The organism is Micromonospora sp. NPDC048871 (assembly GCF_043198155.1).
Classification (GTDB): Bacteria; Actinomycetota; Actinomycetes; order Mycobacteriales; family Micromonosporaceae; genus Micromonospora.
In genome coordinates this window covers 956640-967654 of record NZ_JBICUM010000001.1, presented here as the reverse complement: position 1 = coordinate 967654, position 11015 = coordinate 956640, and the positions used below count along the sequence as shown (strand labels likewise).

Sequence of the window (11015 nt, the reverse complement as noted above, 5' to 3'; positions counted from 1 at the left end):
CTTCGCCCAGGACGCCGCCCTACTCGGCTCCCTGGCCATGGCCGTAGAAGCCCTCCCCGCCACCGTCTAACCCCACCCCCCACCCCCCGGCGGCCCCCCCCCCCCCCCCCCCCCCCCCCCCCCCCCCCCCCCCCCCGCGGGGGGGGGGGGGGGGGGGCGGCGGGGGGGGGGGGGGGGGGGGGGGGGGGGGGGGCGCCCCGGGGGGGGGGGGGGGGGGGGGGGGGGGGTGGGTTTTTTGGGGGGGGGGGGGGGGGGGTGGGGGGCCCCCCCCCCCCCCCCCGCCAGGGCGGCGCGGGAGCGGGCTGCAGCTACCTCGCCGTTGGTGACTGGCTCCACCACCTCCAGGTACGCCTTGAGTTTGGGTTCGGTGCCGGAGGGGCGGATCACCACCCGGGCGGTGTCGGTACGCAGGATGACCACGTCCGCCTCGGGGAGCAGGTCCTGTGCCTCGGTGATCGGGTGGCCGAGCAGGGTGGTCGGGGTGGTGGCGCGGATCCGGGCCATCGCGTCGGCGATCAGGCGCAGATCGTCGACGCGTACGGAGAGTTGGTCGGTGTGGTGCACGCCGAACCCGGCGGCCAACTCGTCCAGCCGGTCGGTGAGGGTACGACCCTGTGCTTTGAGGCCGGCGGCCAACTCGGCGACCGTCAGGGCGGCGGTGATGCCGTCCTTGTCCCGGACGTGCTCGGGGGCCACGCAGTAGCCGAGGGCCTCCTCGTAGCCGAAGACCAGCGGGTCGGCCCCGCCACCGGCCCGGACGATCCATTTGAACCCGGTCAACGTCTCGCCGTACGGCAGGTTCCGGGCGGTACACATGGCCCGCAGCAGCGACGAGGACACGATGGTGGTGGCGTACAGGCCGGTCACCCCGCGCCGCATCAGATGGTCGGCGAGCAGCACCCCCACCTCGTCGCCCCGCAGCATCCGCCAACCCTGCTCGCTGCGTACGGCCACGGCGCAGCGGTCGGCGTCGGGGTCGTTGGCGATGGCCAGGTCGGCATCGGTCGATTCGGCGAGCGCGACCAGCAGGTCCACCGCGCCGGGCTCCTCCGGGTTGGGGAAGCTGACGGTCGGGAAGTCCGGGTCCGGTTCGGCCTGGTCGGGCACCACCCCGGGCACCGGGAACCCGGCGGCGGCGAAGGCTGCGGTGAGTACGGCCGCACCGACACCGTGCAGAGGGGTGTACGCCACCCGCAGCTCGCGTGGACCGTACGCCGGCAGCACCTCGACCGCGTGGGCCACGTACCCGGCGACCAGGTCGTCACCGAGGAGCTGGCCAGGCGGGCCCAGCGGCACCTCGGCGAGTGGGCCGACCGCCCGGATGGCGGCCTCGATGCCGGCGTCGGCCGGGGGGACGATCTGTGCCCCGGCGCCCAGTGGGCCACCCAACTCGGCACCGAGATAGACCTTGTAGCCGTTGTCCTGGGGCGGGTTGTGGCTGGCTGTGACCATCACCCCGGCCACCGCCCCGAGTTGCCGGACCGCGTAGGCGAGCACCGGGGTGGGCAGGGGTCGGGGGAGCAGCAGGGCGGGCCGTCCCGCCCCGGTGGCCACCTGGGCGGTCCGCTCGGCGAACTCGCGGGAACGGTGACGGGCGTCGTACCCGATGACCAGGGGACCGGTGCCACCCTGGGCCGCCAGCCAGGCGACCAGCCCGGCGGCGGCCTGGGTGACCACGGCGAGGTTCATCCCGTTCGGGCCGGCGCGCAGCGGGCCACGGAGCCCGGCGGTGCCGAAGGTCAGCGGTCCGGCGAACCGGTCGGCCAGCTCCGGGGCGCTGGCCGGAAGATCGTCGAGCACCGCCTGTAGTTCCGCCCGGTCGGCCGGGTCCGGATCGTCGGCGAGCCAACGCTCGGCCCGCTCGCGAATGCTGTCAAGGTCTTCGGTGTCCGCCGCCATTGGCTCTTGATAGCACGACGGCGGATCACCACGGACCCTCGCCCCGACTCAGCCGGCGTTGGTGAGCTGGAACGACTTCACCATCTCCTCGTAGATCGGCTTGCTCTCCTCGAAGCGGGAGTCCGTCGCGGTCAGGTAGAAGGAGTACATCCGGCCCTCGTGGGCCACCCCCTGCCAAATCCCGTGCCGCATGCTGTCGCCCTTGCCGCAGGTGTATTCGAACTCGGCCGACGGCTTGCCGGCCAGCTCCTTCTGCTCCATCGAGATCTGGTTGTACGGCTTGGCGCAGCTTGTCGACCGGGTCTTCAGGCCGTCCTCGGCGACCTCCGCCCAGCGGGTCGAGTCGCCACGCCATTCCTCGTTGAGGATGCGTACCCGTCGGCCGCTGTCCTCGGGATCGGTGTAGTCGACGTAGAGGCCGCCGGTGGCCTTCTTCCAGCCCTTGGGCACCAGCACCTGCACCCCGCGCCCCGAGTGCTCCTGCATCTCGATGCCGGGACCGGCGTCGGCGGAGGAGGAGGGGTCGGCGACCGGGGTGGTCGGTGGCGGGTCGTCGCCGCCGGAGAGTGTCACGATGCCGATCAGCAGGATCAGCACCAGGCCGCCGGCTGCGGCGAGCTGCATCTTGCGCGGCCAGCCCTTGACGGTGTCGACCAGTTGGGTGCCGGCTGCCTTCGCCTTGTCCATCGGGCTGCCGCCGGCGGGGGTAGGCCGGGCACCGTACGGCTGGCTGGGCGCGGCCGGCCACTGGCCGCCGTAGTCACCGCCGACCCGCTGGGTGGCCTCCGGTGCCCCGCCGCCATACCCGAAGGCCATCGGCCCGACCTGCTGGGTGGCGTCCGCGCCGATCCGCTGGGTGGCGTCCGCGCCACCGAACCGCTGGGTCGCCTCCGCCCCGCCGAAGTGTTGGGTGGCGTCGGCCCCGCCGTAGGTGCGGCCGACCGGGGGCGGGGACATCAGGCCGTGCGGGGCCGGTCGGGCCAGGGCGTCGGCGCTGGTCGCCTCCGACGCGGTGGCGCTGATCGGGGTGACCTGACCGGGGCGCTCGCCCCGGCGCAGCGCGGCCAGCCGGTCGGTCAGTGACTCGCCAGGGGCCAGCATCGCCGAGCCGCCGATCTGGCCGGAGGGCTTGTCCTTGGTTGGGGTGGGTGGGGCGCTGATCGCCGCGGGCTGCTGCGGCATCTGCATCACGGAGTACGGGTCGGTCATCGAGTTGACCGCGGCGGCGTTGCTGCTGAGCGGGCCGGCGAGCAGCTCACGCAGCATGGCGCGGGCGGTGTGCACGTCCAGTCGGCGGGCCGGATCCTTCTCCAACAGGCCCATCAGCACCCGGGTCAGCGGGCCGCTGCGCTGCGGCGGGGCCGGCGGGTCCTCGACCACGGCGTGCATGGTCTCGATGGGGTCACCCCGGTCGAAGGGGGGTCGACCCTCCACCGCCGTGTAGAGGGTCACGCCGAGGGAGAACAGGTCGCTGGGCGGGCCGAACTCCTGCCCCATGGCCCGCTCGGGCGAGATGAAGTGCGGTGAGCCGAGCACCATGCCCGGCGTGGTGAGCTGCACGTCGGTGGGCATCCGGGCCACCCCGAAGTCGGTGAGCACGCAGCGCCCGTCGGAGCAGATCAGCACGTTGGCCGGCTTGACGTCGCGGTGCAGCACACCGATCGCGTGGGCCACCTCCAGGGCGCCGAGCAGGGCAATGCCGATCTTGGCGACCACCCGCTGGGCGATCGGCCCGTCCTCGATCACCATGTCGGCGAGGCTGCGGGCGTCCAGCAGCTCCATCACGATCCAGGGCCGACCCGCCTCGGTCACCACGTCGTACACCTGCACGACGGCCGGGTGGGCGATGGCGGCGGCGGCGCGGGCCTCACGCAGGGTGCGTTCGTACATCGCGTCGCGGTCACTGGGGGCCAGCCCCGGCGGGAGGACGACCTCCTTGACGGCCACGTCGCGGCGCAGCAGCGTGTCTGTGGCTCGCCAGACCGTGCCCATGCCACCGTTGCCCACCGCCGATCGCAGCGAGTAGCGGTCACCGATGAGGGTGCCGGGTGTCGCGCGTCCATTGGTGGGAGTGCTGACTGGTCCGCCGCTCCACGTTGGGATCTGAGTCACAGAAAAGCCACCGGGGGAAGTCGAGAGGGCTGGGACACAACCCCCCTATCTTGCTGGTTCAGACGCCCGATGCGAAACCCGCCGCGACGGACGTTTACCGTACCGAACGGTACGTGTGTGGCCCCTCACCTCTCGTCATTGCGCTTTCGACCTGGGAATGTGTGTCCCCCCTCACCCCGCTGATCGGCCTGTTCGGCCTACCATCCGGTGATGAGTGAACGGCGGTTGAGCGAATCCGGTTTCCCTGTCAAGGACGTCTACACGGCGGACGACCTTCCCGGTGACCTGGATTCCCGACTGGGCACCCCGGGCCAGTATCCGTACACCCGTGGGGTCTACCCCACGATGTACACCTCTCGCCCGTGGACCATGCGCCAGTATGCCGGTTTCGGCACCGCCACCGAGTCCAACGCGCGGTACCACCAGTTGTTGCGGGCCGGGACGATGGGTCTCTCGGTCGCCTTCGACCTGCCCACCCAGATGGGGTACGACTCCGACGACCCGATCGCCTCCGGCGAGGTGGGCAAGGTCGGGGTGGCCATCGACTCGATCGAGGACATGCGGCTGCTGTTCGACGGCATCCCGCTGGACCAGGTCTCCACCTCGATGACGATCAACGCCCCCGGTTCGGTGCTGCTGCTGCTCTACCAGTTGGTCGCCGAGGAGAACGGGGTGCCGGGCGCTGCCCTGAACGGCACCATCCAGAACGACATCCTCAAGGAGTACATCGCCCGGGGGACCTACATCTTCCCGCCGAAGCCCTCCCTGCGGCTGGTCGCGGACACCTTCGGCTACTGCCGGTCCGAGGTGCCGAAGTGGAACACCATCTCCATCTCGGGCTACCACATGGCCGAGGCCGGGGCCTCCCCCGTGCAGGAGATCGCCTTCACGCTGGCCAACGGCGTCGAGTACGTCCGGGCCGCGATCGCCGCCGGGCTGGCTGTGGACGACTTCGCCCCCCGCCTGTCGTTCTTCTTCGTAGCCCGGACCACCCTGCTGGAGGAGGTCGCCAAGTTCCGGGCGGCCCGGCGGATCTGGGCCCGACTGATGCGCGACGAGTTCGGGGCGAAGAACCCCAAGTCGATGATGCTGCGGTTCCACACCCAGACCGCGGGGGTGCAGCTGACCGCCCAGCAGCCTGAGGTGAACCTGGTCCGGGTGGCCGTGCAGGGGCTCGGGGCGGTGCTCGGCGGCACCCAGTCGCTGCACACCAACAGTTTCGACGAGGCGATCGCCCTGCCCACCGAGAAGGCGGCCCGGCTGGCCCTGCGGACCCAGCAGGTGCTGGCGTACGAGACGGACCTGACCGCCACGGTCGACCCCTTCGCCGGGTCGTACGTGGTGGAGGCGATGACCTCGGAGATCGAGGCGGCGGCGGACGCCCTGATGGCCCGGGTCTTCGAGCACGGCTCGTCCGTGGAGGCGATCGAGGCGGGCTTCCAGAAGCGGGAGATCGAGCAGTCCGCGTACCGGATCGCCCAGGAGATCGACTCGGGGGAGCGGGTGGTGGTCGGGCTCAACCGGTTCACGGTCGACGCCGAGGAGCCGTACGAGCCGCTGCGGGTGGACCCGGCTATCGAGGCGGCCCAGGCCGAGCGGCTGGCCAAGCTGCGCGCCGAGCGGGACAACGCCGCCGTGCAGCAGGCCCTGACGGACCTCCAGGATGCCGCCAAGGGCAGCGCCAATGTGCTGTACCCGATGAAGGAGGCGCTGCGGCTGCGGGCCACCGTCGGTGAGGTGTGCGGGGCCCTGCGCGAGGTGTGGGGCCGTTACCAGCCGACCGACCGGTTCTGACTTTCCGTAGCGCTGCGTGGACGGCCGCCGGGCGGGGTATGCCGTTCGGCAGGCCTCCGGCGGGCCCTCCCGGCTGATCTCTGCCGCACACCGTGTCCGGTCGGGGGGCGACCGTACGTGTGAACGTGCCACGGTGCGCTCATCGCCGGCTGTGGTCGGGTAATTGTCGTAGGGTCAGTTGATCGAGCGACTAATGCGACAATTCGGAAAACCCGTGGAGGGATTTTCGGCTCGGTTAGCCGGTTACAGGTTGTAGGAGGTGGGGGGCGGATGAGGTCGTTCAACGGCGATCTACCTGCTGTCTCGCTCCGCTCTGGTGGCTCTCAGCAGGGCATACGTGACGCTGTGCGGTCCGACCATCACCGGAACGAAGTTGCGCAGAGTTACCATCGAAGGTCTACCCTGTCTGCTGTCCCCGATGATCCATCCATCTCTAGTGATCGAGATTTCGACGTGACGACTGCGTTGACGATGCCCGCCGGCGAGCAGCTGGTTCCGCCGCCCGGTGGTCAGCCCCTGCCCGCCGAGCTGGACCACCTGCTCGCGCTGCGGGTGCCGGGCCTGATCGCCACCCGCCGTCACCTCCACTCGCATCCGGAGCTGTCCGGCGAGGAGTTCGAGACCGCCGCCCTGATCGCCCGGGAACTCTCCCTGGCCGGGCTCAGCCCGCGCCTGTTGCCCAAGGGCAACGGGGTCATCTGCGACATCAACGGCCGCCCGGACGGCCCGGTGGTCGCCCTGCGCGCCGACATCGACGCGCTGCCGCTGGCCGACGCCAAGGAGGTCCCGTACCGCTCCACAGTGGACGGGGTCTGCCACGCCTGCGGTCACGACGTGCACACCACGGTCATGCTCGGCGTCGGCATGATGCTGGCCCAGCTCGCCGACCAGGGCGAGCTGCCGGGCCGGGTCCGGCTGATCTTCCAGCCCGCCGAGGAGATCCTGCCCTGCGGCTCGCTGGAGGTGATCGAGGCCGGCGGCCTGGAGGACGTGGTGCAGATCTTCGCGCTGCACTGCGACCCGAGCCTGCCGGTGGGCCGGATCGGCCTGCGGGTAGGCCCGATCACGGCCGCCGCCGACAACGTCACCGTACGGCTGACCGGGCCGGGCGGCCACACCGCTCGTCCACACCTGACGGTCGACCTGGTCGACGCCCTGGGTCGGCTGGTCACCGAGGTACCCGCCCTGGTCAGCCGCCGGGTGCCGGCGAACAGCGGCCTGCTGCTGGTCTTCGGCCACGCCTCCGCCGGCACCCAGTACAACGTCATCCCCTCCGAGGCCTCCGCCTCCGGCACCCTGCGGGTGATGGACCGGGACACCTGGCACGGTGCCCCGGACATCGTCACCCAGGTGGTCCGGGACGTCCTGGCCCCCACCGGAGCCACGGTCGACATCGAGTACCTGCGCGGCCGTCCGCCGGTCAGCAACGACGCTCAGGCGATCAGCGTGCTGACCGCGGCGACCATCGCCGCCCTCGGCCCGGAGGGGGTCGCGGAGACCCCGCAGAGCATGGGCGGTGAGGACTTCTCCTGGTATCTGGAGTACGTCCCCGGAGCCCTGGCCCGACTCGGGGTCGGCCGGGCCGGTCCCAACGTGGACCTGCACCGGCCCTCCTTCGACGTGGACGAGCGGGCCATCCCGGCCGGGGTACGGCTCATGGTGCAGACCGCGCTCCAGGCACTGGCGGCGCTGCGCTGACCCCACCCCCGGTCACTCCCGGCGGTGGCGGTGCCCCGACCGGCGCCACCAGCGGCGGCTCGGTGGGCCGGTGGCCGCGCCGCCGCTGGCGCCACCACCAGAGCAACCCCAGCGGTACGCCGAACACCAGCAGCCATGGCAGGACCGCGCCGAGCACGGTGACCAGCACGGTCATCGAGGTCAGGAAGACTTTCCAGCCGCCGCTGAGCCCGGTCAGGAAGCCGAGCTGATCGTCCTCCTCGGTGCTCGCGTTCGGACCGGCCAGGGAGACGGTGATCGTCGACAGGGCGGTCAGGTCGGCCAGTCGGCGCTTCTTGGCCTCCAGCGAGGCCAGGTCGGCCTCTCGGCGTCCCAGCTCGTTCTCCAGGCTGATCAGATCGCCGATCGAGTCGGCCTGGGCCAGCAACCGCCGGGCGCTGTCCACCCGGGCCCGCTGGGTGGCGATCCGGGCGTCCAGGTCGACGGTCTCCTCGGTGACGTCCTGGGTCTCGATCGTCCGGCGTTGCTGGCTGCCCAGCCGGGCGAGTTCCTCCACCACCGGATGGAACCGGTCGGCCGGCACCCGTAGCTCCAACTCCGCGACCGCGTCCGCCGCCGCGCTGCGGCGCCGGTCACCGCCGACGAAGCCACCGGCTCGGGTCGCCACCGCCACGGCCTCCCGGGCCGCGACCTCCACATCGTCCACCTGGACCTGCAGCGATCCGGTGTAGATGATGGCGCGTTGCTCGACCCGGGTGTCCGTCGCCGCACCGGCTCCGCCCGGGGCCGGCTCACCGGCCGCCTCCCGTTCGGCCATGGCCGGTCCGGCGGCCCGCTCGTCGGATGCGGCCGAGTCGTGGCCACCCGAGTCACCGCTGCTGCACCCGGCGAGCATCAGCAGGGCCAGTAGGGCGCCCACCGCCGCGGTGGCGGCTCGGCGCGCTCCTCGCAGTTCCATCCCCGTTCCCCTTTCCAGGACCCGCCGCAGCGGGACGATAGGTGGGACGTGCCGCCTCACCTGACGGGTTCCGGCAGACTGCGCTGGAGACATCACGATTCGGTATGGGAGGCATCACGATGCGGATCACCAAGTACGCGCACTCGTGCGTGCGGATCGAGCACGACGGGGCGGTGCTGGTCGTCGATCCGGGCATATTCAGCGAATCGGCAGTGGCGCTGGACGGCGCCGACGCGGTGCTGATCACCCACGAGCACACCGACCACCTGGATGCCGAGGCGGTCAACCGGCAGTTGGAGCGGCGCCCCTTCGTCATCCACGGCCCGGAGTCGCTGTCCGGCATGTTGGGGGAGGCGGCCGAGGCGCTGCGCCCGGTACGCCCCGGGGACTCCTTCACCGCCGCCGGGGTGCCGGTACGTGCCTACGGCGGTCGACACGCCGTGATCCACCCCGACATCCCGGTGATCGACAACATCGGGTACCTGTTCAACGAGGTCGTCTACCACCCCGGCGACGCCCTCTTCGTGCCCGATGACGTGCAGGTGGACACCCTCTTCGCGCCGATCCACGCACCCTGGTCGAAGTTCTCCGAGGTGGTCGACTTCATCCGCGCGGTCGCCCCGCGTCGGGTCTTCGCCCTGCACGAGGGCCTGCTCAACGCGAACGGCCTGATGGTGCTCGACCGGCAGTACACCGCCCTGTCGGGCAGCGAGTACCGACGGCTCGAGCCGGGCAGCCGGATCGACGGCTGAGCCGATGCCCGAATCGGCGCCCGATCTCGTCGAGCAGCTCTACCGGACGCCGCCGGACCGGTTCGTCGCGGCCCGGGACGCTGCCGTGGCCCAGGCCCGCCGTGCCGGAGATCCGGGTGCCGCCCGGGAGATCGCCCGACTGCGGCGGCCCACCGTAGCCGCCTGGCTGGTGAACCTGCTGGCCCTGGAGCGGCCCGAACTGGTGGCCGACCTGGTGCAGCTGGCCGAGGCCCTGCGGGCCGCGCAGCGGGAGCTGCGCGGCCCGCGCCTGCGGGAGTTGTCCGCGCAGCGGCGGGCCGTGGTGGCCGCCCTGGTCACCGAGGTACGCCGGCTGGCCGCCGAGGTCGAGGGGGCCCCGTCGAGCGGGAAGCTGCCGTTGGCCGAGGTCGAGGCGACCCTGAACGCCGCCCTGTCCGACGCCCAGGTGGCCGAGCAGATCCGCTCCGGTCGGCTGCTGCGCTCCGCCCACTACGCCGGGTTCGGGGAGGTGCCCCGGCCCCAACTGCGCCTGGTGACCGGTGGGCAGGAGCCGCCGGCCGTACCCCCGCGGCAACAGCCCGCCCAGGGCGGGGCGCTGCGGGCCGAACAGGCCCAGCGGGCGGCCCGCGCGGAGCGCGAGCGCCGCCGTCGGGCTCTGGCCAAGGAGCTTGGCCGGGCCCGTACCGACCAGGACCGGGCCGAGGAGGAGTTGGCGGGCGCGGCGGCGGCCGAGCGGGACGGCACGGCCGCCCTGGACCGGCTGGAAGCGGAGTTGGCCGAGTTGGAGCGCCGTCGGGCGGTGGCCGAGCAGGAACTCAGCCGGGCCCGGCTGGCCCGCCGGGCGGCCGAACGGGCCGCCGGGGCGGCCCGCCGCCGCACCGGTGAGGTCGAAGCCGCGGTCGAGGCGTTGGACGCCGAGGAGGAGGATGCCGGGTCCGGCGGTGGGGCGGCAGACTGATGTCCCATGGACGGACCATCGGCGCGCACCCTGACGGACGGACCCTCGGGTGGCCGGGGATGACGCCGGAACAGGTGGCGGCGGCCAGCAAGCCGGCGGTGCTGGCCCTGGGTGAGGCGTACGGGCGATGTCCCAGCACCCTGCGACGGGCCCGGCTGCTCGGCATCTCGGGCTGGGCCTTCTACATCACCGGCCGGGCCGGTGCCCTGGGGGACGTCCGGGCCGAGACGGCCGCCGCGGCCCTCGGCTTCATCGCCCCGGACGCGGTGGCCGACGGCTGGGAGGGGGCCGCCCGGACGGTACGCCCGCTGGAGGTGGCCGCCGCCAGCCTGGCCGAGTGCTGCCGTTGGGGCGAGGACCGGCTGGCCGACCTGCCCCGCCTGGACCGGCTGGTCGACCTGGTGGAGCGGGCCGTGGCGGCGGCCGACGCCAGCGCCATGCCACTGTTCGCGGCCTGGCGGGCCATGCCCTCCCCGGCCGTCACCCCGGCCGCCCGGCTGGCCGCCGGGCTGCGCCTGCTGCGGGAGCACTTCACCGGTGCCCATCTGGTGGCGGTACGGGCCAGCGGGATGACCCCGCTGGAAGCGGTGCTGGCCGGGCCGGAAGGGGAGAGCGGGGCGATCGCCTGCGGGTGGCCGCCGCCGTACCCCCCGGTCGGGCCGCTGGTGCGGCGGCGGCTGTGGGCCGAAGCGGTGACCAACCGCCTGGCGGCACCCGCCTTCGTGGCCCTAGGTCCGGCCGGCGGCGCGGAACTGGTGGAACTGCTGGCCGCAGCCCGGACCCACACCGAACACTGACCGTGCGGCCCGGGGGTCCTACCTACCGGGGAAGAAAGCGGGGCTGACCGGGACAGATCACCCGGGTTTCCGGGGTCGACGCCCGCCGT

General features: G+C 72.7%; 7 protein-coding genes and 1 pseudogene. 5 read left to right on the top strand and 3 right to left on the bottom strand.

The features are described 5' to 3' along the window. Positions 1 to 279 precede the first annotated feature (279 nt). Both ACGFIK_RS04575 and ACGFIK_RS04570 read right to left on the bottom strand, forming a co-directional pair. A pseudogene (locus ACGFIK_RS04575) lies at positions 280 to 1899 on the bottom strand (phospho-sugar mutase); the annotation flags it as partial. Positions 1900 to 1947: 48 nt separating this feature from the next. Further along, positions 1948 to 4011, bottom strand: coding sequence for a protein kinase (locus ACGFIK_RS04570; RefSeq protein WP_327022780.1), 2064 nt, complete (start codon positions 4009 to 4011; stop codon positions 1948 to 1950). A 210-nt stretch (positions 4012 to 4221) separates the two neighbouring features. On the opposite strand from ACGFIK_RS04570, the gene ACGFIK_RS04565 reads away from it, so the two are divergent. Then, positions 4222 to 5805 (top strand): methylmalonyl-CoA mutase family protein, encoded by a 1584-nt coding sequence (locus ACGFIK_RS04565; protein WP_327022779.1) that lies wholly within the window; start codon positions 4222 to 4224, stop codon positions 5803 to 5805. Between the two features lie 453 nt (positions 5806 to 6258). Beyond that, positions 6259 to 7503, top strand: a complete 1245-nt coding sequence (locus ACGFIK_RS04560) for an amidohydrolase (protein ID WP_327022778.1) — start codon at positions 6259 to 6261, stop codon at positions 7501 to 7503. Here the strand turns inward: ACGFIK_RS04560 and ACGFIK_RS04555 are convergent. Further along, positions 7460 to 8440, bottom strand: coding sequence for a DUF4349 domain-containing protein (locus tag ACGFIK_RS04555; RefSeq protein ID WP_327022777.1), 981 nt, complete (start codon positions 8438 to 8440; stop codon positions 7460 to 7462). The two genes, ACGFIK_RS04560 and ACGFIK_RS04555, sit on opposite strands and share 44 nt — an antisense overlap. Before the next feature lie 119 nt (positions 8441 to 8559). Here ACGFIK_RS04555 and ACGFIK_RS04550 point away from each other — a divergent pair, with 119 nt between their 5' ends. Genes ACGFIK_RS04550 through ACGFIK_RS04540 form a run of 3 tightly spaced genes read left to right on the top strand, consistent with a single transcriptional unit; the run spans position 8560 to position 10926 of the window. Further along, on the top strand, positions 8560 to 9192 hold the full coding sequence (locus ACGFIK_RS04550; RefSeq protein WP_327022776.1) for an MBL fold metallo-hydrolase: 633 nt from the start codon (positions 8560 to 8562) through the stop codon (positions 9190 to 9192). Positions 9193 to 9196: 4 nt separating this feature from the next. Beyond that, positions 9197 to 10129 carry a hypothetical protein gene (locus ACGFIK_RS04545; RefSeq protein ID WP_327022775.1) on the top strand — a complete coding sequence of 311 codons (933 nt, stop codon included), beginning with the start codon at positions 9197 to 9199 and terminating at the stop codon, positions 10127 to 10129. A 59-nt stretch (positions 10130 to 10188) separates the two neighbouring features. Further along, positions 10189 to 10926 (top strand): hypothetical protein, encoded by a 738-nt coding sequence (locus ACGFIK_RS04540; RefSeq protein WP_327022774.1) that lies wholly within the window; start codon positions 10189 to 10191, stop codon positions 10924 to 10926. Positions 10927 to 11015: the final 89 nt, after the last annotated feature.

Coding starts and splice junctions, on each gene's coding strand:
- ACGFIK_RS04550 (WP_327022776.1), top strand. CDS start 8,560: ATGCGGATCACCAAGTACGCGCACTCGTGCGTGCGGATCGAGCACGAC.
- ACGFIK_RS04565 (WP_327022779.1), top strand. CDS start 4,222: ATGAGTGAACGGCGGTTGAGCGAATCCGGTTTCCCTGTCAAGGACGTC.
- ACGFIK_RS04555 (WP_327022777.1), bottom strand. CDS start 8,440: ATGGAACTGCGAGGAGCGCGCCGAGCCGCCACCGCGGCGGTGGGCGCC.
- ACGFIK_RS04545 (WP_327022775.1), top strand. CDS start 9,197: ATGCCCGAATCGGCGCCCGATCTCGTCGAGCAGCTCTACCGGACGCCG.
- ACGFIK_RS04540 (WP_327022774.1), top strand. CDS start 10,189: ATGACGCCGGAACAGGTGGCGGCGGCCAGCAAGCCGGCGGTGCTGGCC.